The organism is Amycolatopsis rifamycinica, from assembly GCF_000695625.1.
Taxonomy (GTDB): Bacteria; Actinomycetota; Actinomycetes; order Mycobacteriales; family Pseudonocardiaceae; genus Amycolatopsis; species Amycolatopsis rifamycinica.
Genome location: NZ_JMQI01000011.1, coordinates 189,984 through 211,933, shown reverse-complemented (window position 1 = coordinate 211,933; position 21,950 = coordinate 189,984). Strand labels below are relative to the sequence as shown.

General features: G+C 67.1%; 25 protein-coding genes. 19 read left to right on the top strand and 6 right to left on the bottom strand.

The features are described from left to right. The first annotated feature begins 257 nt into the window (after positions 1–257). Positions 258–1,784 (top strand): hypothetical protein, encoded by a 1,527-nt coding sequence (locus DV20_RS44715; RefSeq protein ID WP_152603635.1) that lies wholly within the window; start codon positions 258–260, stop codon positions 1,782–1,784. A 333-nt stretch (positions 1,785–2,117) separates the two neighbouring features. Here the strand turns inward: DV20_RS44715 and DV20_RS43670 are convergent, their stop codons facing one another. Next, positions 2,118–3,722, bottom strand: coding sequence for an AAA family ATPase (locus DV20_RS43670; protein ID WP_160169701.1), 1,605 nt, complete (start codon positions 3,720–3,722; stop codon positions 2,118–2,120). A 318-nt stretch (positions 3,723–4,040) separates the two neighbouring features. Between DV20_RS43670 and DV20_RS46405 the strand changes: the two genes are divergently transcribed. Continuing rightward, positions 4,041–4,178, top strand: a complete 138-nt coding sequence (locus tag DV20_RS46405) for a hypothetical protein (protein WP_235190715.1) — start codon at positions 4,041–4,043, stop codon at positions 4,176–4,178. 551 nt (positions 4,179–4,729) lie between these two features. On the opposite strand, the gene fxsT is transcribed toward DV20_RS46405, so the two are convergent. Next, the gene (gene fxsT, locus DV20_RS05760) at positions 4,730–7,108 is read right to left on the bottom strand and encodes an FxSxx-COOH system tetratricopeptide repeat protein (RefSeq protein ID WP_235190714.1); all 2,379 of its coding nucleotides are present in this window, start codon (positions 7,106–7,108) and stop codon (positions 4,730–4,732) included. Between the two features lie 929 nt (positions 7,109–8,037). Here fxsT and DV20_RS05755 point away from each other — a divergent pair. Then, complete coding sequence (locus tag DV20_RS05755; protein WP_043776948.1) at positions 8,038–8,286, top strand: hypothetical protein; 249 nt, start codon at positions 8,038–8,040, stop codon at positions 8,284–8,286. Positions 8,287–8,598: 312 nt separating this feature from the next. Here DV20_RS05755 and DV20_RS05750 read toward each other — a convergent pair whose 3' ends face one another. The 4 genes from DV20_RS05750 to DV20_RS05730 all read right to left on the bottom strand — a co-directional run bounded on the left by DV20_RS05750 (position 8,599) and on the right by DV20_RS05730 (position 12,614). Beyond that, positions 8,599–9,414 (bottom strand): hypothetical protein, encoded by an 816-nt coding sequence (locus tag DV20_RS05750; RefSeq protein WP_043776946.1) that lies wholly within the window; start codon positions 9,412–9,414, stop codon positions 8,599–8,601. Positions 9,415–10,348: 934 nt separating this feature from the next. Further along, positions 10,349–10,822: an NUDIX domain-containing protein gene (locus DV20_RS05740; RefSeq protein ID WP_043776944.1), complete on the bottom strand. Its 474-nt coding sequence runs from the start codon at positions 10,820–10,822 to the stop codon at positions 10,349–10,351. Between the two features lie 5 nt (positions 10,823–10,827). Beyond that, a complete protein-coding gene (locus DV20_RS05735) occupies positions 10,828–12,057 on the bottom strand; it encodes a helix-turn-helix domain-containing protein (protein WP_200876357.1) in 1,230 nt (409 codons plus the stop codon). A 206-nt stretch (positions 12,058–12,263) separates the two neighbouring features. Beyond that, on the bottom strand, positions 12,264–12,614 hold the full coding sequence (locus DV20_RS05730; RefSeq protein WP_043776943.1) for a GntR family transcriptional regulator: 351 nt from the start codon (positions 12,612–12,614) through the stop codon (positions 12,264–12,266). Positions 12,615–12,781: 167 nt separating this feature from the next. Between DV20_RS05730 and DV20_RS05725 the strand changes: the two genes are divergently transcribed. The 16 genes from DV20_RS05725 to DV20_RS05655 all read left to right on the top strand — a co-directional run bounded on the left by DV20_RS05725 (position 12,782) and on the right by DV20_RS05655 (position 21,882). Next, on the top strand, positions 12,782–13,000 hold the full coding sequence (locus DV20_RS05725) for a hypothetical protein (protein WP_235190713.1): 219 nt from the start codon (positions 12,782–12,784) through the stop codon (positions 12,998–13,000). A 1-nt stretch (position 13,001) separates the two neighbouring features. After that, positions 13,002–13,238: a hypothetical protein gene (locus DV20_RS05720; RefSeq protein ID WP_043776940.1), complete on the top strand. Its 237-nt coding sequence runs from the start codon at positions 13,002–13,004 to the stop codon at positions 13,236–13,238. 1 nt (position 13,239) lies between these two features. Further along, positions 13,240–13,449: a hypothetical protein gene (locus DV20_RS05715; RefSeq protein WP_043776938.1), complete on the top strand. Its 210-nt coding sequence runs from the start codon at positions 13,240–13,242 to the stop codon at positions 13,447–13,449. Positions 13,450–13,533: 84 nt separating this feature from the next. Continuing rightward, positions 13,534–14,217 (top strand): hypothetical protein, encoded by a 684-nt coding sequence (locus DV20_RS05710; protein ID WP_043776936.1) that lies wholly within the window; start codon positions 13,534–13,536, stop codon positions 14,215–14,217. Positions 14,218–14,254: 37 nt separating this feature from the next. Beyond that, positions 14,255–14,392 (top strand): hypothetical protein, encoded by a 138-nt coding sequence (locus DV20_RS45750; RefSeq protein ID WP_167344362.1) that lies wholly within the window; start codon positions 14,255–14,257, stop codon positions 14,390–14,392. Continuing rightward, the gene (locus tag DV20_RS05705; RefSeq protein WP_043777235.1) at positions 14,389–14,784 is read left to right on the top strand and encodes an SsgA family sporulation/cell division regulator; all 396 of its coding nucleotides are present in this window, start codon (positions 14,389–14,391) and stop codon (positions 14,782–14,784) included. The genes DV20_RS45750 and DV20_RS05705 overlap by 4 nt, the downstream gene beginning before the upstream one ends. A 58-nt stretch (positions 14,785–14,842) precedes the next feature. Further along, positions 14,843–15,454, top strand: a complete 612-nt coding sequence (locus DV20_RS05700; protein WP_043776935.1) for a hypothetical protein — start codon at positions 14,843–14,845, stop codon at positions 15,452–15,454. Positions 15,455–15,596: 142 nt separating this feature from the next. Further along, entirely contained in the window at positions 15,597–15,854 is a 258-nt protein-coding gene (locus tag DV20_RS05695) for a hypothetical protein (protein WP_043776933.1), read from the top strand. Positions 15,855–15,864: 10 nt separating this feature from the next. Next, complete coding sequence (locus DV20_RS05690) at positions 15,865–16,266, top strand: hypothetical protein (protein WP_043776932.1); 402 nt, start codon at positions 15,865–15,867, stop codon at positions 16,264–16,266. Between the two features lie 2 nt (positions 16,267–16,268). Beyond that, on the top strand, positions 16,269–16,454 hold the full coding sequence (locus DV20_RS05685; protein ID WP_043776930.1) for a hypothetical protein: 186 nt from the start codon (positions 16,269–16,271) through the stop codon (positions 16,452–16,454). Continuing rightward, complete coding sequence (locus DV20_RS05680; RefSeq protein WP_063607773.1) at positions 16,451–16,819, top strand: hypothetical protein; 369 nt, start codon at positions 16,451–16,453, stop codon at positions 16,817–16,819. The genes DV20_RS05685 and DV20_RS05680 overlap by 4 nt, the downstream gene beginning before the upstream one ends. Further along, complete coding sequence (locus tag DV20_RS05675; RefSeq protein ID WP_043776929.1) at positions 16,812–17,162, top strand: hypothetical protein; 351 nt, start codon at positions 16,812–16,814, stop codon at positions 17,160–17,162. The genes DV20_RS05680 and DV20_RS05675 overlap by 8 nt, the downstream gene beginning before the upstream one ends. 2 nt (positions 17,163–17,164) lie before the next feature. Further along, positions 17,165–17,485 (top strand): hypothetical protein, encoded by a 321-nt coding sequence (locus DV20_RS05670; protein WP_043776927.1) that lies wholly within the window; start codon positions 17,165–17,167, stop codon positions 17,483–17,485. After that, positions 17,482–18,795, top strand: coding sequence for a hypothetical protein (locus DV20_RS05665; RefSeq protein ID WP_043776925.1), 1,314 nt, complete (start codon positions 17,482–17,484; stop codon positions 18,793–18,795). The genes DV20_RS05670 and DV20_RS05665 overlap by 4 nt, the downstream gene beginning before the upstream one ends. Positions 18,796–18,909: 114 nt before the next feature. Further along, positions 18,910–21,156, top strand: a complete 2,247-nt coding sequence (locus tag DV20_RS05660) for an FtsK/SpoIIIE domain-containing protein (RefSeq protein ID WP_051735799.1) — start codon at positions 18,910–18,912, stop codon at positions 21,154–21,156. Between the two features lie 240 nt (positions 21,157–21,396). Beyond that, on the top strand, positions 21,397–21,882 hold the full coding sequence (locus DV20_RS05655; protein WP_043776924.1) for a hypothetical protein: 486 nt from the start codon (positions 21,397–21,399) through the stop codon (positions 21,880–21,882). Positions 21,883–21,950: the final 68 nt, after the last annotated feature.

The window sequence follows — 21,950 nt, the reverse complement described above, 5'->3', positions numbered from 1 at the left end:
CGGGTCCGGTGTCCACTTTCACCCCGAGCAGACCGGCGGCGTGCAGCAACCTCGTAGCACAGTCGGTTGGTCCCCGGCACCGTACGGGCGGACTGGGGGCTGATCACAACTCCCCGCTGTACTCACAGTGGGTGGTCACCCGGCAAGGGCTCAGGGCGGCCACGTCGAAACAGCTTTTAAACCACTTCAAACTCGGGAGAGCGTGCAAAAATGCGGGTATGAACGTTCGTGCACGAAACTCCGCCGAGCGTCGGGCTGTGGCTCAGTGGTTGGCCAGCCGTGACGCCCTTATCGATCTGCCAGAGTGGATATGGGGTGGCGACCCATTCGGGATGGCACGCGACTTCGGCTGGAAGATGGTTTTCGATCAAGAGCAGCAGGCGTACAGGGTCGGCCTTGCCGAACGCAGGGCGAGGCAGTCGCCGAAGCTAATAGACCTCAAGAAACTGGCTCACGCTGGAAATATCGATTCCCCTGGTTCGTTTTCCGAACTAAAGACACTGCCGCCGCAATCTTCCTTTATCTCGATACCGGTGGAGGTTATAAATCACGAGATACAGAGAATTTCTCGAAATGACACAGGATTAGGGGCAGTATTTTCGCAGATCACGACGGCGACCCTTTCCTGTCACGAGAACCAACTGCCTGAGTTAATCCGAGATGTATTTCGCGAGACTCTACTTGAGAGTCTCCCTGGGGCGTGCGCGTGGCTGCTCAAGATCAACAAAGCATTGCAGCATAGATTCACTATTCCGAGGGTCTTGTTGGCACTGGAGCATGATCCGAGAATGCGCACGGATAGACCTGAAGATGGAGCGAAATTTCGAAGCGCTAACGGCCTGTATTCGGACACCATGATGGGGTTGGGTTCCTACTTGGCCCCGCTACTTCTTTCACTGTCTCCGTGGGTCTGGGGTATCGATGCAGCTCGTGCGGGTGGCGTGGTCATTTACACATTCGGGCAGGAGGTTCCAGGGCGTCGTCATTATCCACCAGAGCCATTGCAGAAGTTTCATCCTTCTACTCCGACGGTAATTCAGTCGAGAAAGGTGCGAGTGTCGGTCGACGGCGCCGATATTGAGGAGTCTTTGCACTGGTGGACTCGAAAGTTGAATGAGCTATTCGCTGAATTGACGGACCCGTCGAATTCTGTCGATTCATCTGGTCGTCTAGATCCAAGGCGTCAGCTTGAGCGTATTCTCAGTGTTGAGCAGATATTTCGGAATGTTCAATCAATATCGGCACTGGATCGTGATCGACACGCTGCGAGGATGCTTTGTTTCGATACCTTGGATTGTCTCTCCGGCCTGAAGTTGCTTGACTTTGAGCCGATGTGCACTGCGTCGAAGGCAGAAGCGTGCTTAGATGAAATCAAAGGTGAACTTCCCGCAAGGGTGGCCAAAGTGCTACTTCCTCGCGCCGAGGTGGCGGTTCAGGCGCTAAAGGATCTACAAGACGGATTCTTCATGAGTTCTTTGGTTGATCCAGATGGCCGCATTGAGTTGCCGGATGACGTTCACGGCTCGCGAAAGTATGAAAAAGATCGCGCAGTCGCACTCTGGCTCCGAATGCTGCGCAACGCAGGTCACTCGTTCGGGGGGCGGCCAACCAGCCGGGGTGACACTCTGCTAATCGCTCATAATGGCGAAGTTCCGCCCGATTTTCCTGATTTGGCATACCTGTATCTACTTAGGCTGATAACGTTCCCTGAACTGCTGCGAGATAATCGTCGTTCCCCTCTCTTGGGTCTTCGCAAGCAGCGGCGCGCAGAGGGTGTGGGCTAAATGGGATAGCGAGTTACCGCCTTTTGTGTCAGTCCTGCCACAAAAGGCCGCGAGCGGCGCTCTCGGAGTGCAAGATCTTGCGGCGTGCGCGTGCCCCCGCGATATGGTTGGTTACCAGCCGTGCAGCAGGAGTGCCGTGAGGCCATGTTCGACGATCTCAGCTAGTGCCGTCATCGTCACGGCCTGTTGGCCCCGCTCTGCGAGTCGTTCCGTTTGCGCTTCCCGCTGCTTAGTCGCCTGCCCTCCTCTGAGCCGGGTTCTGGCCCGCGCTGCGTGGAGGCCGATCACTGCGAGTCGTGCTCGCTGCGGCGTTGTGCTGCCTCGACGCTGAGGTCAACTATTTTGATTCACTCTCCGCTGTGGCAGGAAAGAGCCAAGGGCTTTGACTAGCTCTTCGGAAAAGGTGGTGAGGTTGATCGATTTAACATCAAGAGAGTTGATTATTAGATCTGTATAAGCAGCAACATTCATGCCTGCTTCTCGCGCGGCAATCGGCAACAATTGCTTTCCGGGGACGACCAATAAGACTTGTTCAATCGTGCCAGTGACGAGGGCGGATTCAACGAACTCCTTCTCGCTCTCAAGGATTTCTTTTGGCGAAAAACTCCAATTTGCTTCATCGAAGATGCTGGGCACCTCGGACGCAAGTTTGTCAATCGACATATTCCGCTTGCTTACGTCGCTCACGATCCCTGCGAGCCTGGGTTCAAGCTGAGCTTTCCAGCGCTGGATAATTAGCTGATGGCGCTGACTTTCCGAAACGCTCGCCCGGAGTTGATTAAGGTAGTTCGGTTCGTCGAAATTCCGTCTTAGGTGGTCGCATACTGTGCGCAGAACTCCGCTCAGACAGAAGAGGCTCTCAATCTCGTGGACTGCTAGCACATGGACGCCGGCCGGCAGACTTGTTTTGAAATTATCTGGGTGATAATCGGAGTCGATAATTCCATTTGATTCGAGGGCTTGAGCTACGCCCGACGTTCTAAGTGCATCTACGCACCGCAGTACCATCTGACTGCTTCCAACTGGCTTTACGACGGTGTCCAAGCCGTTGAACCACGCCTTATATACACGGCTATCGAAGCTGCTCTCTCCGCCTTCGCAAAAGAATATCCTGGACGCGTAGAAGGATAGGGAGGCGGAACCTAGGAGTGCTGCGGCCACGTCGTCGGGCAAGTTGTCGTCAAGGTCGATGGCTCGAAGACCGTTGGTAGGGTTGGCAATTACGTAACGTGCGGACCTTCGCGATAGTGCAAAAGTCAAATCGTGAGTAACGTATACGAATCTTATATCCCGTCGGGCGTCTTCAAGTTCGTTCCAGATTCGTACCGCTAGAAGCGAATGAAAATGTGTTTCTGGCTCGTCGACAACGATCACGCCGGGGTCGGCTAAAAAGACGCGTGAAGCGAGATATAGTGCTGCCTTTTCCCCGTCGCTCATATGGTAGGCGCTGTACTCTACCGGATCGGTGCTCTGTGTGACACTTGATACGAATGGCTTCCACTCTCGCCACTCCAGTTTGCGGCCAGGATATATTCTTGCCCAGAGATCCTGGACCTTCTCCAAGGGCGTCTCCGGAGGGCTGCCCGCCGATTCGGGATTTTCTCTGTAGCGCGACGTGAATGCCATTGCCGCCATTGAACTTTGAGCCACGAGTTGTGACAACATAAAGTCGAATTCGGAAGTCAAGTCCCAAAAATTGTTGCGCGCCTGGTTCTTCTGTTGGAAAAATTGACTTCGGGCACTGTCAAAACCCATGATTGGCAGTTCGGGGGCAACGCGTGTGTTTCGCAAAGCGTTCACGAACTCCATGGGTAGTCCGGTGAAAATGCTTCGCGACTGCCGCGTCTTGCCGCTCCCGTTGGGGCCAACTATGACGATCGGCTCCGAGCCTTCCAGTAGCGTGCCATCCGGAAGTGTGATCGTGATATCAGTGCTCATGAGTCCGGCACTGTAGCCTGCAGTGCGCGCCTTCGGGCGGATTCCTCTCCCTTGCTCGCGCATTCACACGTCGGAGTTGGTCACGGTAGGCTTGGTGCTGACCGCCATCCTGTGGCGCCACGTCGAGCGGTTCGGCTACGGCCCGGATGGCCGCCTGTTCGTCGGTGAGCGCGGGGGACCGTCTCGAAGGTCACCTACACCAAGGTGTTCCGTGCGGCCCGTGAGGCGACGTTCACGGTCGAAGTAGCGCGGGGTCCGCTGGCACGCCGGCCGTACGACCTCCGCCACGCCGCGGTGAGCACCTGGTTGGCTGCCGGGGTGCCAGCCGCGACGGTCGCGCAGTGGGCCGGTCAGTCGGTCGCTGTGCTGCTGGAGGTCTACGCCAGCTTCCTCGACGGCGGGGAGGAGGCAGCCAAGCGGCAGATCGAGCGCGTGCTGGGCACGCCGCCGCGGTGAGCGCGCACACGCATCGCACACAGACGCCCGGATTCGGCCGTGGCCCGCCATGGTTGGCCGGGTAAGTCGCGAATCGGCCTCTACGGCGTTCTCGCTGGTAGGGGCCGTCTGGCCGTTATTCAAAAGGGGTGCCCTCGGCAGGATTCGAACCTGCGACACCTGCCTCCGGAGGGCCAGACGGCGTCGCGCCGAGAAAGGTGCACCGACCTGGGCAAAGGCTGGTAAATGCTAGGCGGCTCCATGTCATTCGGGAACGCATTGGGAACATGCCGCGCGCTGGGCTTCCGCTGGACGCGTTTGAACGGATCTTGAAAGTAGCCTTGGGTTGCTTCGGGCGCCTGAGCCGCGTGCGGGTGCGAGCACCATGGTGGACGTCACAGCAGCGCCAGGCTGACCCCTTCTGTGGCGAGTACGTGCGCCGGGCGACTCTGCCACCAGCCCAGCCGCACCCCGGCGGCGACGGCGAACCCGAACGCCCGCTCCGGCAAAGATGCCCCACCGCCATGGGGCAACGTAGAAGACTGGTGAAGCATCCTCGCTGACTGCTCGTCTCAGCGTCGGTGAGACATCTGGGACGGCCCCGGACCGGGAAGGTTCTGCTCGTGCAGGGCGATGGCCTCGTCCAGGCGTCCCGCCGACTTGTAGGCGGCGGCGAGGTTGTTCCGCGAGGTCAGGGTGTCTGGGTGTTCGGTTCCCAACACCCGTTTGTAGTCGGCGAGGTTCTGCTCGTGCAGGGCGATGGCCTCGTCCAGGCGTCCCGCCGACTTGTAGGTGTCGGCGAGGTTGTTCCGCGAGATCAGGGTGTCTGGGTGTTCGGTTCCCAACACCCGTTTGTAGTCGGCGAGGTTCTGCTTGAGCAGGGCGATGGCCTCGTCCAGGCGTCCCGCCGACTCGTAGGCGCCGGCGAGGTTGTTCCGCGAGGCGAGGGTGTCCGGGTGCTCGGCGCCCAACACCCGCTCGCGGTCGGCGAGGTTCTGCTTGAGCAGGGCGATGGCCTCGTCCAGGCGTCCCGCCGACATGTAGGCGCCGGCGAGGTTGTTCCGCGAGATCAGGGTGTCTGGGTGTTCGGTTCCCAACACCCGTTTGTAGTCGGCGAGGTTCTGCTCGTGCAGGGCGATGGCCTCGTCCAGGCGTCCCGCGGACCAGTAGGTGTCGGCGAGGTTGTTTCGCGAGGTCAGGGTGTCCGGGTGCTCGGCGCCCAACACCCGCTCGCTTACGGCGAGGGTCCGCTGGTGCAGGGCGATGGCCTCGTCCAGGCGTCCCGCCGACTTGTAGGCGGCGGCGAGGTTGTTTCGCGAGGTCAGGGTGTCTGGGTGCTCGGCCTCCGACACCCGCTCGTAGTCGGCGAGGTTCTGCTCGTGCAGGGCGATGGCCTCGTCCAGGCGTCCGGCCGACATGTAGGCGCCGGCGAGGTTGTTCCGCGAGGTCAAGGTATCTGGGTGCTCGGCGCCCAACACCCGCTCACGGCCGGCGAGGGTCTGCTCGAACAGGGGCAGCGCACGGGTCAGATCGCCGGCTTCCTCCAGCAGCCCGGCGATCCAATCGGCCTGAACGAGCAGCAACGGCGACGGCTCGTCGGTATGGCTGAGTACGGCGTCGAGGTGGGCGGCGAGTTCGTCCAGCTCATCACGGCGCAGCGCGACCTGGGCGCGGGGGAACCGGTCGGTGAGCGCGTCCAGCAGGCGGGCCGCGGTGTCCACGGCGGCTGCCTGATCATCACCGGGCGGTCGGCTGGCTTCGTGACGGACCACCAACGCAGTGAGCCGGTGCACCGCGACGACCCGACGGTCCTCACCGTAGGCGGCCGCCTGGGCGATACCGCCGAGCGTGACCAGCGACGCCGCCGCCAACGTGCTGACCGCAGGCCACACTCCGCTGTGCAAACCGAGCTGCGGCTCGGCCTGCACCAGCAGGTCACGGCTCACCCCGTCCGGCGACAGCAGCGATAGCACTCGCAGCAACCGGGCCGCGTCCCCGCTACTGTCCGCCTCGTCCAGTCCTGCCAAGCTGAGCTGGGTTGCCTTCAGCACCCCAGGGTGGTCGGCGCCGGCCTGCTGACGCAACGTCTCATCCAAGTCCTGACGCTGCAGCAGCCGCGCATACTCGGCATAGGAGATCCCGGTCCGGCTGATGAATGCGGCAGCCTGAGCCAACCCCAGCGGCAGCCAGCCCAGCTGCTCACCCAACCGTGCCCCATCACCGGCCGAGTCCAGGCCGGTCGCCCGGGCCAGGAACTCCGTTCCTTCGGCCGGTGTGAACATGCCGACCTCGACTACAGCGATCCCGGCCATCGTCATGAATTCCCGCCGGTTGGTGGTAATCAAGACCTTTGTTGACCCCGCCGACGGGACGTAGCCGTGCAGGACGTCCGGGTCGTCGACGTTGTCGAACACCAGCAGCCGCCGGGCCCGGCCTTCCCGCGCGAGCCACCGGCACACCGCGGCCGCCGCCTGCTCCGGCGGCATCTCCGCCACTCCCGGAAGCCCGAGATGGGCTGCCAGCGCCGCCAGCTCGGGCACTGGCCCGGACTCCGCATTGATCCACGCCACCAGGTCATAGCCCTGATCGAGGCACGACCGGGCGTAGCCGGCAGCCAGCTGCGACTTGCCTGCGCCCCGCGCACCCGGCAACGCCACCAACGCCGTCTTGCCCCGCCGTCCCAGCGCCTCCCGCACCGCCTTTTCCTCCTGCGGCCGCGGCTGCCACTGCCACGCCTGCCGTGGGAGAGCCCCGAACACCCGGGACTGCACCTCGACCGGCCCCAGCTGCGTCTGGAGCCGCTCGGCCCGATGCCGCACCGTCTCCAGCACCAGCACACCCGCGACCAGCAACCCCAGCGCGGCGAACACGGCTGGAGGCCACCACGGCTGCTTTACTTCGACCAGGCCGGTGGCCAGGTTGCCTGCCAGCGCGACCGCCACACCCAGCATCGCCAGAGGTACTGGTGACGGCACCCAACGTCGCACAGCCACAACCAGCCTCCCAGCATGAGGACCGACCTCATCCCAAGTCGTAACGAAGGTCGGGTTGCGTAGGCTAGTCGTTACTGCCAGCTGAGCTAGGTCGGCCTGTCAACCGTCCGCTTTTCAGGTCTTGGGTTGTCAGTTCACTGTCGTCCGCAAGTCTCATCGTCGCAGTTCAGCACGTTCTGGCGTTTCCTACGTACCGCAGCGAACGGTGGCGGTTGAGACCTGCGTTGAGACCGTCCGGCCCGGCAAGAGTCCCCAAGCTCGCCCTTCGGGAGCGCAACGCTGCGTGACGTCGGCTCGCGGCGCTCCGCATGTCCGCCTCGCGAGCGGCGACCGCTCGCCCGCTCGGCGCAAAGTAGGGTGAATCGCCGGATTCGAGAGTCGGACTGCCCTGCCGAGGCATGCCGCCTCGTACCGCGGCCTCCATCCCTTGGTCTTGCCAAGCTCACGGGGTCCCCGCTGAGGTAGTTCTGCATGCGATTTGGACAGGACCTCGAAATTGCGCCGCCACCAGCGCGGATAGTGAACCCGATCGGCCCCGCCGTAGGGCTTCCCGCGCATTCATCGCCGCGTAACCACCGGTTGTCGCGCGGTTGTCGCGCGGGGCTCCCCTGGCCGCCGGGGCGACCCTAGTGTCGATGAGGAAGACGCAGGTCGGGCGACCCCACGTAGGGGCCGCCCGCGGGCGCCGGAGTACCAATCCGTCGCCCGTCCAGGACCCGAAACAGGACCTGACCTGCTTCTTCTGACGATGCACCCCTAAGAAGGAGTACCTCATGAGGCTACGACGACAGAGGTCGGCTCAGCCACCCCAGGGCGCTCATCTGTCCCCCGCGAGCGACAGGCGGCCGCTTCCCGAGAGGCGGCCTACATCCGGGCTGATCGAGTCGGTGCAGCTCTTCGCCGCGGACCCGCCGACGTTCTGGCGAGTCATCGGCGGGACGGGCATCCTCGTCGCGGTATGCCTGGTCAGCATGGGAGTCAGCGGGGTGGGGGTCGACTTCACCCCGACCGGGGTGCACTTCGCCCCCGCAACCGGACGCGAGTTCCGAGATCTCGAACTGCGTCCCGTGGCTCCTCAGGGCTGGCTGCCGCCGGGTGACACCTCGATCCACACGGGCTGCCCCGGAGCGTGCTAGCGGTCAGGACGCGGGCCTCTTCGTACTCGCCGGGTCGACGTTCGTAGATGACCGTCATGTCGGGTTGAACGTGCCAGCGGTCGACGGCGTTCGGCTGGCTGGCCACGGCGTAGGTGGTGGCATCCGTCAAATCAGGCGGGTTGTTCATCGCGCACTCCGAGCTGTTGCGTCGGTGCCCGGACCTTCCCCGTCCAGGCACCGACTCCAGCACCATAGAACACCTGTTCGACGTGTGCCACTCCGGCCAGCAGTCGAGTGCAGCGTTACGCCTCTACTTCACAACGGAGGTGCGACTAGGGCGGCACCCCACCGTCATGCCTTGCGCGCCCGCCTGTGCCCAGCTGGCCCACGGAGCTGGGCGATTCTGCTTGCGAGCTGGTCCTGAAAGTCGGTTCCCTCGCCGTAGAACGCCACGTCGGTCACGTCGTCTAGCTCGTTTAGCACTGCGGCCGGCCAGCTGTCTCGTCTACCGGCGGCGACAGCGAGCACTCGTTCACGGGGCACGTCCGTGTGGCTGAACACGTAGTAGCAGTGCTCGGCTGCCTGATCGCGACTGCTGGCGGACATAGCTTGCACGTAGATCCGGTTGTCCGTGTCGGGGCCGACAGCAGCAGTGACCTGGCGGGTGCGGCCCGATGTCTGGGGAAGAGGTGCGTTGGGCGTCACGTACTCGGGCCTCGGAGCAACAGAACCAATGGTCCGCACGACGCGATCCCGAAACTGGACCGGCCGCTTCTCGTTCGCCAGCCAACGGAGTTGATCCACCCGAAGGGTGGCCTCAGCCACGTTGAGCACGAGCTGGCCGACGTTCGACACGTCGCCCCAGCCGCCCACCATGCCGTCTTCTGCAGTCAGCGCCTGGCCGCCAAGGCTGGCGATCGACCGAGTCCAAGCCTCGACAACGCGAGGCGTTTCCAAGTCGAGATCAGCCATGTGCAGTCGCATCGCGGTCGTACCTTGATCAGAGACGCGAACCCCTCCCTCATAGGGTTCCACGAAAAGAGTGATCAAGTCATCGTCGTAGAACGCCAAGGGGAGCGTCAGCAGGTACCCGTGTCCGTACTCGCGTATCTCTAGCAAGTCGTTGACCTGCGACAATACGCTAGTTTTGATCTTCGAATCATCCATTCGCGCTCACCTCCCTGGCTCCGTCCAGTATCCCTCTGGCAACTCGATGAAGCACTCCGAAGCGAACGCCTCGAACACGCGTCTGTATGTGCCCGCCGCGACGGTAGGTCCCAACGGTACCGGCGGGATGTCGTCCGGTACATAGGCGCCCTCGGCGCCGGTCTGGGGCACGTACGTGTGCTTGTGGGTGGTGTCCGGAGGTAGACCCTTATGGTTGTCATTGACGTCCAGTCGCCGGACTGGAACCCGGTTGACGAGGTACTGCACGTGGAAGCGATCGGGACGCGCAAGCACGAAGTACGCGCGCAGCATCCCATCGGGGCAGTCCTCAACGGCCGTGCGCACGTGGATCAATCCCTGCTGCGTGTGAGGCTTCAACGAGGACCAGGACAGCTGCCCCTGCGCACGAGCTCGGCCAAGCTTGGACAGGAGCGTGCTGATAGCGGTAGGCGAGAGCGCCCCAACGGCGTAGCCACCCAAGTCAGTCAGCCCTCCCCATTGTCAGCGGCATCTCAATCTACATCGCGATCAGGCACCGAGCAGTTACGGAGGTTTTCGCAGATCAGCATGGCTGGTATGTCGTGATTCGGTGGCCCTCCTGGTACTGCTGCGTGAGGGTCAGGCGGCCAATCTGCGGGCCGGGATCGGGGCCGGCAGTACTGGCGAGGCCGCCGAAGTCGAGGGCGCAGGCGTCCACGGCGAGGGTGCCGGCCGGGCCGCGTTGGATGGGCCTGACACCACCAAGCGTGACGGCCTAGATGCAGTTGAGGACCGTGACCGCCTCCGTTGGCAACGCTGCCCTTGGTGGGTGCGTCGGTCCGGGCGCCTGGGAGCGAGCCGGCGACCGCCGGGTAGAGGCGCCGGATCATCGGGTGGTGCGTGGCCGGATGGTTGACACCTCTCCGCCCCGGCGTTCCTTGCCGACCAAGCAGCTTTAGCCTTCTCCTAGAACTGGCTCGCCGTGCTCAAGGTAGAGAGTCGTGTCAGTGACGTGGGCCTGGTACGCGTGCTTCAGTCGTCGGGCGAGACGTGGGATCAGATACTCGTCCAGGTTGTCGACTGGGACCCACTCCCAGTGATCGAGTTCGACACCGTCTAGAACGACGGCGTCCTCGTCACTGCCGAGATCCCCGCATCCGAAGACGTAGAGGATCTTGTCGCCTTCCGAGTCGTTGGGCGCCCAGTCGTGCACCAGCAGCCGCTGGGCCGACCGAGCTAGACCAACCTCCTCGCGTAGCTCCCGCGAGCAAGCCGCTGCCGGAGACTCGCCCTGGTCGACGTACCCACCGGGGATGTCCCAGCGGTTCCCGTACGTCTTCCGGACCAGCAGAACGCGGTCGTCGTTTACGAACAACGCCCCGGCGGCGATCCGGGGCGTTGCGAACTTGTCCGTCGGGTCGTCCGTCACGTTGGTCAGCCTACGACGTGCATCCGCTTGGCGAGCTGGTGGAGCTCGAAGCCCGGCTTCCCGTGGGTGTTGCGGACCCACGTGATGACGAGCTGCCGACTCAAATAATGGTGCCTGACCTGGTCGGGTGCCATCCGCTCGGCGTTCAGCACCGTAGCGACCGCGGCATCGTGACGGCCGGAGACGTGGAACGCGCGGGCAACGTCCAGCATGTGGCGCACTCGTCGCTCGACAGGGAGCGCCGCTGTGTCCAGTTCCGAGCCGATATCGAGCGCAACCTGCACGTCGCCCAGCTCCATGGCGGTGTTCACCCGGTGGATTGCCACGTTCGTGGGCCCGAATGCCGTCCAGAGATGGTTGCCGTCGACACCGAGGCGCCGGGCCGCCTCATCAGCCTCGGCCAGGTACCCGCGCGTGGTTGCTCTGTCCTCAGCGCGTGCAGCCGCCATTGACCCGGCCAGAAGCAGCGTTCCGTAGGACGAAATAACGTCGCCGTCGCCGTCGTTCAAGTGCGGCTGCAGGTAAGTGGCGGCCGCCTCTGTCAGCGACATTGCCGGTTCGTGGCGACCGGTCGACAACAGTGCGAAAGCTACTGACCGGAACAGCGATCCGGTGATGGCGTAGTTCTCCGATTGCTGCGCCGCCGCCAGGCCGCGCTCGGCCGCCATCCACGCGAGGTCAGCCTCGCCGATCTTCGTGAGCACCGACGCAGCGGCCTGGTAGCTCAAGGCCAGCAACTCGTGAGCACGCAGGCGGTCGTCCCCGTCGTACTGGCGTGCCGCGAGGAGTGCGTCCGTGAGCAGAAGCGGTGCCCTGCCGGCGGCGTATCCAAAGCGCGATCCCTGGTAGGCGTCGAACACCGAGCGCAGCTCGCGGGCGAGTTCGTCGAGCGTCGGCGGTTCCGCGTCCAACGCCGGGGCGCTCAAGATCGGCGTGAGTTGGCGGTAGTCCATGAGCACGGCCCGGAGCGCTGGCACCGTCGCCGTGCCACTGTCCGCGGTCCAGTCGAGCAAGGTCGGCTCACCGATGAGGTCACCGAGGGCGACGTCCAGCGCGTCCGCAAGGCTGCGGATCACGGATAAGCGGTCCAGCTCGATCCGGTTGTTCTCCGCCTTGCCCAGCCAGTCGCTCGTGCGGCCGACCAGCCCGGCAAGGGCCTCTTGCGACATGCCGCGACGACGCCGGTACCACGCGACGCGCTCTCCGATGGTCAGGTTCTCGCTAATTGCTCGCATGTCCCCACCCTCTCGCGCAACTGCGCCAGCAACCCGGAAAGTTCTTCCGGGTTGGCCCCGGAAGAACTTTCCGGGTTCATGCACTTAACCGGGCTGAAGCTACTTCCATGAACCGCCAGCGACACCAGCCCGCCCGAGCCCGACCATGTGGCACCGTCAGCAGTTCTGGCCATCGGCAGTGCATGCGACTACCCGCCGGAACGGCGTCAGTGCGCAAGCCCAAGCTTGCGCTCGACCGCCAAGAGTCGCCTCTCAAGGTCTGCGAGGTTAACGACGCTCGACGCCCCACCGGGAGAAGTCTCCGCCGCTGGCACCGCAGCGCCGGACGCGCGCACGAAGGTTCCTTGCCCTTGCCGCGTGACGATCAGCTGTTCGTCCTGCAAGAGCGCGTATGCGCGCTTGACCGTTCCTACCGACACGCCGAACTCCTCGGCGATCGCCTGGTGTGGGGGGAGCTTGTCGCCCTGCCGATAGCTCTCTCCACGGAGCGCCTCCCTAAGTCGACTTGCCACTTGCAGGTAGGGCGCTCGCGAGTCAGCCGGATCGAGTTTGTCCATATCAGCCAGGGTACTCCACCTAGCCAACTAGTCCATCTAGGTGACGAAAGACGAGAACACTTGACTATGTTGCTATGTTGTCTAACGTCTCTGGTGTCGCATTAAGTGCAATGACGAAAGGGTTCGCTTCGATGAGGAACGCACGACCGAGTCGCCGCCAGTCCGAGATGGACGCGGTCGACCTGGACTTCGACTACTTCGCCGACACCACCGGCCTGGCCGGTGACAGCGCCCTGACCGGGGATTTCGACGGTGTCGCCGACCTGATCGCCTTATACGCGGAGATCGCGGAGATCGACGAGGCGCTGGCCGAGCTGGACGCCCCGATCGCCCCGGTGGTGTCCCTGCCGGTCGCGGCCCCGCGGACGGTGGGGGAGGTGGCCTGAGGTGGCTGACCGTCTATTCGTCCCGGCCTCGTTCAGCTGGCTGCTGGCCACGATGCCGTCTGCGGATGCCATCCGTGAGGACCGGGAGCACTGGCTGGACGTCGCCTACCACACGATGCGCGGGGAGTTCACCGGTCCGCACGGCCTGAGCGCCATGCGCTTGGCTCGGGTGTTCCGGGCCGCCCTCGCCGCTGCCTACGAGGAGGCCGAAACCGGCTCTTCGGCTCTGGCGGCCTGAGATGCGCCGCCGTTGGCAGCAGCTGCGGGAGGAGTGGGCAGCCAGCAGCGCGGCGCTGGAGCGGGGCACAGCAGCCCGGCACCGCCGCCAGCAACGCGAGGCAGCCACCCGGGCCCACGCGCCCAGCCCGGAGTACTCGGCCGGGGACATCACGACCATGAACGCGGCCACCATCTGCGGGGCCATCGCCACCATCATCACCAACAGCTGATTTTCCGCGATTTCTCGCGACTTTCCGCATTCGTCTCGGGGCAGCGCCATGCCTGCACCCGGCCCGCACCGAAAGGACCCCCCGATGTCTCGCACGCTGATCGCCCCGGTTGCGGCCCGGTTCACCGCCCTGGCCGACACCCTGAGCCGCAACGCCGCCGTGCTGGCCGCCGCTGGGCTGCCGCAGGTCGTGACCGAGGTCCGGGTGGCCGTGTACGGCGACGTCGCGGCGCAGCTGCGGCTGCTGGCCGAGCAGGTCCCGGCCGCGGGCAACCCGCTGGTGCTGGTTCCGGCGGCCGAGGACACCGCGGTGGCGGTGGCGCGGCGGTTCGAGGCGCTGGCCGGGCTGCTGGCCGCCAACGCCCGTCTCCTGACCCGCCGCACGGCGGATGCGGTGATGCACCGCCGTGCCGGGGTGTACTGCGACGTCGCCGCGCAGCTGCGGCTGTTGGCCGCCGATGAGCGGGAGGCCGCCACGGCGGCGGCGCCGCGGACCAGCCGGCCGCCGCTGTCCAACACCGCCCCGTTGTCGCCGGTCGTGGCGCAGGCCGCGGTGCGGGTGCCCCGGGTGCGGCCGGAGTTCCTCGAGGCGCTGCTGTCCGCGGTCGCCAAGCGCCGCGCACAGGGCTGGTCGGTGGCGCGGCTGACGCTGTGGCTGCGCACCAGCCTGCGGGACCCGCAGACCGAGCACGTCCACCCGTGCGCCCAGCGGTCGTTCGTCGCCTACCTCACCGCCCTGCTCGACACCACCACCGCCCGCGCCGCCTGACCACCCACCACCCCACATCGAGGAAGGAAGACCCGTCATGGCCGAGAACGACTCCGGCGCCTGGCACAGCGAGCTGCAGCGCCAGCAGGAGGAAATCCAGCGCCAGCAGCGGGAAGCCGCACGGAAGGTCGCCAAGTTCGGCACCCGTACCCCGGACGAAGGGGGATGGTCATGACGCAGGTGCGGTTTCCCTGCTCGGTGTGGCTGCTCGGCCGGGGCACAGTCGAGGGATTCTGGGAGTACAGCACCGCCGACCCGTGGGCGGTCACGCTGCACCTGGACGGGCAGCGGTGGATTTTCGCCCGCGAGCTGCTGCGCGCCGGTCTGGCCGAGCCTGCCGGTGACGGCGACGTGCAGGTCATGCCCGATACCGGCGGCAACCCGCGCGTGCTGAACGTGCTGCTGCGCTCGCCGTCGGGCGCGGCGCGGCTGCCGGTAGCCCGCGACACCGTCGCCTCGCTGCTGGAGGCCTCCTACGCCCTGGTGCCCGCCGGATGCGAGGCCGCCGCCGTTGACTGGCCAGCCGAATGGGCACGCCTGGCCGACACCGGCCCGGCCGCTGCCTGAATCTCCCGGCAGTCGTCCCGTTCTCCGCATTTCCGTTGTCCTGCTTGGAGGCTTCGTCATGTCCCTTGCCACCATCCCCGCGACGGTCCCGGCCCCCGCGCCGCAGGCCGCCGCCGACGATGAGCCGTTCTACCCGCCGCCCGCGGCCACGATGACGGTGGCGCTGGCCAAGCAGATGGCCGGCACCGCCTACCACGAGGCCAGCCAGCGGGTGGTGCGGCTGGCGCGGCAGCTGCTGCCCCAGGCTGTCTGTCCCGATGACCGGATGCGGCTGCTGTTCCTCTACGCGGCCGAGGAAACCTACCTGGCCGGCGTGTTCCCCGCGGTTCACCCCCAGCACCCCGAGCGGTGGCAGACGGGCGTCACCGCTCACCAGCTGACCGGCGAGTTGGCCGCGATGATCGCCCACGCCGAAGAGGCCATCGCCGCCGGTCACCCCTACCGGCCCGGCGGATTCGAAACCGACACCGAGCCGTACCTCGCGCAGGCGATGGCCTACTACGTCACCGACCCGAACCCGATGGGCCGCGCCGGTGTCCTCGACACCCTGGCCCAGCACCTGCGCACCCGTGGTTTCCCGCCGCGGGCGGTCGAGCTGGTGGCCGACGTCGCGGCCGGGCTGCGGGTCACCGCGATCGGCGGCAACCGTCCGCTGCCGGGCACGCAGTAAGCACACCGCGGTATCTCTGCCCCCGGGTGCGCGGAAGCTCCTGCCGTGGACCACCACATCACTGGCGCCGATTCTCCGGTCCCGTGGCACCCACCACCGGAACCGAGCACGCCTACATCCACCCACCCCACAAGGACATCTCATGAGCATTCACGCAAACGCTGAGCAAATCGTCGCCCTTGCCCACGCGATCCCGTTGGGTGCGCTGCAGGCCGCAGGACAGGAAATGGACGCCTACTCCGACCGGGTTCACCAGCTGGTCGGCTCGACCCCCGGGGGCCAAAGGGTGGTCGCCGCCCTGCAGCAGTCCCACTCCGCATACGAGTCACTGATCAGGCTCTGGACCCAGGCGCAGATTGACCTGCTGGACCTGGCCCGCCACCACATGAACGACGGCTGAGCCGGCCGATATGAGCGACGACGACATCGGATCGAGGTTGTTCGATCGGGTCACCGACAGCGACCGCCGTCGATGGCAGATCCAGGCCCACGCCGCGCTGGCCACCGTCCTCGGCCGGGCCGCCCAAGCCCGGCTGGCACCGCTGCACTGGACCCTCGGCCCCACCGGCCAGCTGCACGGCACGGTGCCCACCCTCGGCTACGCCGCCGACAAAGTGGCCGAAATCTACGTCGAATGGGCCGACTTCCTCGGCCTGTCGACCCGACGCACCGCCCGTGGCAGCCACGGCACCGTGCACCTGACTGCGACCGGGGACATCCCCGGCCGCACCGGCCGGCTCGGCCGCCCGGTCGTGATTTCCGCCGACCTCCACCCGGCCGAGGACATCGACCCAACCACCGAGGAGTGCTGACCATGCCCGCCACATCCCGCCGTTTCGACGGCAAGCCCGAGACCGCCGCCGATACCCGCTTCTTCGACCTGCGCGAGTCCGGCTACCGCGGCCCGATCGACCAGGACGGCCACCGCGTCACCACCGGGCGCGCGAAGGAGATCCTCGACGCCTTGGCCGCCCTGTCGGACGACGGAGCGCAGCAGTGACCCCCGCCCCGCACGGTGGCGGGCACGACGACACCGCGGCCACGGTGCTGCTGTTGCGCCGCCTGGTCGAGCGCAACGGAACCTGGGTGCTGGTCAAGGTCTTCGCCGCGATGGCGGTGTGGCTGGCGCTGCACCTGTTCCGTGCCGCGCTGGTGCTGGTGGTGCGGCTGCTGACCGGGGCGATGGCGCGGGCGGACCGCTACACCACCGCCGCGGTGCTGACCCCGCCCACGCGGCGGGTCAACCACTACTTCGACGCCCACAACGGCCACGACTACGACCCGCACCACTTCGAGCACACCACCACCCCGGCTGGCCACGGCCCGCCGGGACCGCGGATGCCTTGGGAGGCAGCACATGCGTGACTTCGGCAACCACTTCGACGAAGACATCCTCGACCTGAAGGCCCGGGCCGGGCGGCCCGGCGTCGTCATCGGACCGGGCCACAGGTCCGCGCTGATCACCGACAGCGCCGAAATGCTGCCCGGGCTGCTGCTGGGCACCGCCTTCTTCGCCGTGGTCGCGCTCTCCGGCACCGTCGCCTGGCTCACCGTCGGCTCGGTGGTGCTGGCGATCGTGCTGGGGCTGCGGGCGCTGTGGCACGTGGTGTTCCTCATCCGCGCTGCCCTGGATCTGCGCGACCGGCTGGCCGGCGAGGCCCGGGAACTGGCACGCGAGCACGGCATCGACCACGAAGAGGGGTGGTGAGCATGGCAGGAGACACTCGCTGCCGCACGCGGCAGGAAGCGGCGGTGGCGTGGACCAGTGCGCACGCGGCCGAGCTGGCCGGCGTGGGCCTGCCGTTGATCGGCGGGGCGCTGCTCACGCCGTGGCTGGACCTGATTTCCCTGGCGTGGGCGGCGGTGTGGGCGGCCAACGAGATCCGGCTGCGCCGCACCACCCGAACTGCCCGCCAGGTCGCGGTGGCCACCCGCCCGGCTCGACCCGCCCTGACCACCGGCACCGCCGCCGACGACGGCGGTAAGCCGTCCCCGGCCGAGTCCGGGCCGCGCAAGGAGGTGACCCGATGAGCTGGTACAGCGACCGGGCCGAGCAGGCCCGCGCCGACCGCGCCTTGAAGGCCGAGCAGGACCGCGCCGACCGGCAGCAGCGGCTGGACCAGCAGCTGAAGCTGACGCAAATGCAGCTGGCCGAGTCCCGCCGGGACAAGGCCGACGCGCAGGCCGAGCGGGACGCCCTGCGTGCCCGCCGCGCCGCTCGGGTGGCGGCGATGCGGGCGTGGGCGGGTGCGCATGTGGTGGATCTGCTGATTTACCCGCTGATGATCGTCTCGGCCGCCATTGCGGTGCCGACGGCGGCGCAGTGGGGTGCGGCGAAGCTCGGGCACACCGGCGGGCTGCTGCCGGTGCTGTCGGAGTGGGGCATGGTCGCCTTCTCCATCGCCGTGCACGTCTCGCGGGTCCGGACCCCGGACCGGCCGGTGTGGGCGCTGCAGCTGGGGACGTGGGTGTTCGCCGCGGTCGGCTTCGCCATCGCCGTCATCCGCGGCGCCACCACCCCCGAGGGCGGCGGCTGGGACCTCGGGTTCGTGATGGGCCTGGTCTCGATCGCCGGGGTGGCGGCGCACCAGCTGGTGTCGGCGGCGCCGCGCCGGTCGCCGGCCGAGCGGGCCGCCCGCAAGCTGGCCCGGCAGGAACTGGCCGAGGCCCGCGCCGAGCTGGCCACCCGCAAGGTCGCCGCGGCCCGGGTGGACGCCGCGCGGCGGGCGGCGATCGCGCACGCGGTGGCCGAGATCGACCCCGACGGCACCGCCCGGCTGGTGTTCCAGCCGGGCCGGTTCACGCTGCACCGCGGGAAACTGCGCCGCGGGAAGCTGCGCCCGGCGGCGGTGTCCGGTCTGCCGGTCGACCCCGCGCCCGAGGGCGAGATCAGCGACACGGTGGCCGATGAGGCCGCCGCCTACCTGGCCGGGCTGCACTTCCGGCGGCTGAGCGACGTCCCCGAGCAGGAGACGACCCCGCCGGGCGAGGGGGAGGGACCCGGCGGGGTCGCCACCCTCGACGGTAAGCGACCGCCGGTCACGCCGCCGGTCGCTGAGCAGGACGACACCCGCCCGGACCAGCCCACCCCACCCCGGCGGGACCGGGAGGTCCCGGCCCGCCGCGCCACCACCGCCCCGCGACGGCGGACGGTGCGAGCCCGGGTCACCGCGCCGAAGCGCAGCCTCGACCAGCTGCGCGAGGAGTTCAAGAAGGCCTTGGCCGAACGGCCGGCCGGGTTCGACCCGGACAACGGCGAAGCCATCCGCCGCACCCTCCAGTGCGGCAAGGCGTTCTCGCGCCAGCTGCGCGACGACTACCGCGACGGCCGTATCGGCTGACCCCTCACCCCCACCACCACCGGGCAAGGCCGCAACCACCGCAACCCCGCTTGCCGGGCGGTGGCTGCGGCCTGCCCCGGGTCTGCGCACCACCACGGCAGGAAGGCACCAGCGATGAACCCGACCGACGACCACGACGACAAGACCATCACCGACACCACGCCGCAGACACCCGCCGTGGGGCCGGCCGGGGAGCTGGCCACCGTCCACCACCTGCCCGGCCGCCCCGAGGGCGGCCCCGCGATCGAGGGCGAGATCGTCTCCGAGGAGGAGTGGCGCCTCTACACCGACCAGCAGGCACAGCGGGCGTGGCGGTATGCCGAGTACCGCCGCCAGGGCGCCCTGGTGGTCAAGGCCACCCGCACCGCGGTCACCCACGACAAGACCGTGGCGACGGCGAAGTTCGCCGGCCGCCACGCCGCCTACGTCTTCGGCGGCGCCGGGATCGTGGCCAAACGGGTGTGGGAGGCCAAGACCAACTCCCGCTACGAGCGGCTGATCCGTGCCGCGGAAGCCCGCGGCGATGCCGAGGAACTCAAGCACTGGGAGGAGCGGGCCGAGCTGGCCAAGGAGAAACGGCACCGCCGCGCGATGGACTGGCTGGACGCCCCGGTCCAGATCGCGAAGACGCTGCTGCTGAGCGTGCTGGTCGCGATCGTGGTCCTGTTCGGGATCGGCTGCCTGCTGGCCCTCTCGTTCTCCGACGTCGCCATGATCGGTGCCCCGTTCGGTGCCGTGATCGACGTGGTCCGCTGGGTCACGATCGCGATCTCGGTGGCGTGGGGTCCGTTCCTGCTCGCCGCGCCGTGGATCGGCCTGGCGGCGCTGCACCACATCGGCCGGCGCGCCGAGACCACCCCGGGCTGGCTGGCCCGCGCCGACGGCGGCGGGATGGACGCGTCCACGCTCCTCACCGCCGACGGGATCATCGCCGCGCTGCGCCACCTCGGCATCCCGGCGATGAACAAGGCGATCAAGGAGGGGTGGACTCCCCGGTTCGAGCTGAACCCGACCCGGGAGGGCACGGCGCCGTTCAAGGGGTACCGGGCGATCGTGGACCTTCCGATGGGGGTCGCGCCGACGATGGTCGCCGACCGCCGCGAGGTGCTGGCCAAGAACCTCAACCGGAATCCGGTGGAGGTGTGGGCCTCGGACTATGGACGCGAGAAGGGCGGCAAGGCCGGGTACCTGAACCTCTACGTCGCGGACTCCGGCGTGATGGACAAGCCGACCCCGCCCTACCCGCTGCTGCACGAAGGGTCCACCGACGTCTTTGCCGGAGTCCCGATCGGGATCACCCAGCGCGGCGACGTGGTGTCCATCCCGATCGCCGGGTCCAACGCGGTGTTCGGCGGCCAGCCTGGCCAGGGAAAGTCCAACGCCGTCCGGGTCATGGTCCTGGGGGTGGCGCTGGACCCGCTGGCCGAAATCCGGGTCCACGTGTTCGCCATGAACGGCGACTTCGACGCCTACGAACCCCGCCTCTCCCGCTACGAGAAGGGAGCCACCACCGAGCACGTCGAGTCCGCCCTGGACCACCTCGAATCCCTGTATGCCGAAGTCGGACGCCGGGAGGGGCGGCTGGCTGAACTCGGGGCCAAGAAGCTGACCCGGGCGATCGCACAGCAGCACGAGGACATGCGCCCGCTGCTGGTCGCCTTCTCCGAGTGCCACGAGCTGTTCGGCCACGGCGAGTTCGGCAAGCAGGCCGCCGAGCTGGCGGTCAACATCGTCAAGCGCGGCCGCAAAACCGGCGTGTCCACCGTCTATGACACCCAGTCCTCGCGGGCGGACGCGATCCCGTCGCAGCTGGTGGAGAACGTCGGCGCCAACGGCTGTTTCGCGGTCAAGACGTGGCGCTCCAACGACGGCTTCCTCGGGGACGGGTCGTTCGCCGCGGGGATCCGGGCGACGGAGCTGCGGTTCAACGTCGACCGCGGAACCATGGTCGCCACCGGCATGACCGATGAGCTGTTCGAGATCGTGCGGACGTTCTTCGTCGAGGTCGACGACGACCGCGGCTGGGACGCCGCCGCCGACGTCATCGCCCGCGCCATGGCCCAGCTCAAGCCCGGCACGCCGGTGGCCGGCGCCCGCCCGGCGCAGGCGCTGGAAACCGCCCGTGACCTGCTGGAAGACGTCGCCGACGTCCTCGGCGACGACGAGAAGGCCAAGGCCACCGACGTGGTGGCCCGGCTGCGCCAGCTCGCCCCCAGCTACCGGCCCTACCAGGGCCTCAACGCCGACAAGCTGGCCTCCCAGCTCGGGGAGCTGGGGGTCAAGGTCACCAAGGTCGGTGTCCTCACCGTGTTCACGGAGCGTGTCCGAAAGGCGCTCGCCGACCGCGACGCCGACGCCTAGGGAGGGAATCCGCCCGCGCTCGCCGACCCCCGCCGCCGGCCGGGGGTGAGCCGGGCGGATTCCCTCGCTTCCCTCGCTCCCTTCGACCGCATCCGCGCTGATCAGCTATAGGGAGTGCCGTAAAGCCGCCCGGCAGGGAATTTTCCCTTCCCGACCTCGGATTCCCTCGCCCGTTCCCTTCCGATCCCGTCGTTCACCGCACCCACCGATCGTCACCGTGAGTTACTTTTGGAGGTTGTCATGGGCTTGTTCAGCTCGACCACGCCGGAGCAGAAGGCCGAACGTCGACGGCAGGAGCAGGAGGCCGACCTGGCGCTCGCCGCGCACGAGGTGGGGCACGCGATCGGCTGCGCCGCCGCCCGGATCGAGGTGCGGCACGTGCGGCTCTCGGGCGGCTCCGGTCAGGTCTCCCACGCCGACGTCGACCTCGACGACCCGGCCGAGGTTGACGGCGCCTTGGTGATGACGCTCGCCGGCTGGGCCGCGGGCGCGGAATGGGCGCACCGCCATCACGGCATGTCCCGCTCCGCTGCGCTTTCCTGGTCCCGGGCAGGGGCCCGGAAAGACTGGGCCGAGTTCCGCCGGATGAAGCGCCACGGCTCCCACAGCGGCGGCTGGTACGAGCGGGCCGCGCAGAAGCTGGTGCGCGCCAACTGGTCCCGGATCGAGCGCTACACCCGGGAACTGGTCCGCACCGGCCAGCTCCCGGGCAGCCGCTTCAACTAGCCCCTTGCCCGCCGGGCTGGCACCCCGGCGGGGTCCGGCGCTGCCGCCGATGTTCTTCGGCGGGCCGC

Bases quoted from the DNA above. Each gene is read 5' to 3' on its own strand.
- DV20_RS05700 (WP_043776935.1), top strand. From the start codon at position 14,843: ATGTCCCTTGCCACCATCCCCGCGACGGTCCCGGCCCCCGCGCCGCAG.
- DV20_RS05730 (WP_043776943.1), bottom strand. From the start codon at position 12,614: ATGGACAAACTCGATCCGGCTGACTCGCGAGCGCCCTACCTGCAAGTG.
- DV20_RS43670 (WP_160169701.1), bottom strand. From the start codon at position 3,722: ATGAGCACTGATATCACGATCACACTTCCGGATGGCACGCTACTGGAA.
- DV20_RS05715 (WP_043776938.1), top strand. From the start codon at position 13,240: ATGCGCCGCCGTTGGCAGCAGCTGCGGGAGGAGTGGGCAGCCAGCAGC.
- fxsT (WP_235190714.1), bottom strand. From the start codon at position 7,108: ATGCTGGGTGTGGCGGTCGCGCTGGCAGGCAACCTGGCCACCGGCCTG.
- DV20_RS05665 (WP_043776925.1), top strand. From the start codon at position 17,482: ATGAGCTGGTACAGCGACCGGGCCGAGCAGGCCCGCGCCGACCGCGCC.
- DV20_RS05705 (WP_043777235.1), top strand. From the start codon at position 14,389: ATGACGCAGGTGCGGTTTCCCTGCTCGGTGTGGCTGCTCGGCCGGGGC.
- DV20_RS05725 (WP_235190713.1), top strand. From the start codon at position 12,782: ATGGACGCGGTCGACCTGGACTTCGACTACTTCGCCGACACCACCGGC.
- DV20_RS05660 (WP_051735799.1), top strand. From the start codon at position 18,910: ATGAACCCGACCGACGACCACGACGACAAGACCATCACCGACACCACG.
- DV20_RS05670 (WP_043776927.1), top strand. From the start codon at position 17,165: ATGGCAGGAGACACTCGCTGCCGCACGCGGCAGGAAGCGGCGGTGGCG.
- DV20_RS05735 (WP_200876357.1), bottom strand. From the start codon at position 12,057: ATGCGAGCAATTAGCGAGAACCTGACCATCGGAGAGCGCGTCGCGTGG.
- DV20_RS05750 (WP_043776946.1), bottom strand. From the start codon at position 9,414: ATGGATGATTCGAAGATCAAAACTAGCGTATTGTCGCAGGTCAACGAC.
- DV20_RS05695 (WP_043776933.1), top strand. From the start codon at position 15,597: ATGAGCATTCACGCAAACGCTGAGCAAATCGTCGCCCTTGCCCACGCG.
- DV20_RS05655 (WP_043776924.1), top strand. From the start codon at position 21,397: ATGGGCTTGTTCAGCTCGACCACGCCGGAGCAGAAGGCCGAACGTCGA.
- DV20_RS05690 (WP_043776932.1), top strand. From the start codon at position 15,865: ATGAGCGACGACGACATCGGATCGAGGTTGTTCGATCGGGTCACCGAC.
- DV20_RS45750 (WP_167344362.1), top strand. From the start codon at position 14,255: ATGGCCGAGAACGACTCCGGCGCCTGGCACAGCGAGCTGCAGCGCCAG.
- DV20_RS05710 (WP_043776936.1), top strand. From the start codon at position 13,534: ATGTCTCGCACGCTGATCGCCCCGGTTGCGGCCCGGTTCACCGCCCTG.
- DV20_RS05675 (WP_043776929.1), top strand. From the start codon at position 16,812: ATGCGTGACTTCGGCAACCACTTCGACGAAGACATCCTCGACCTGAAG.
- DV20_RS05685 (WP_043776930.1), top strand. From the start codon at position 16,269: ATGCCCGCCACATCCCGCCGTTTCGACGGCAAGCCCGAGACCGCCGCC.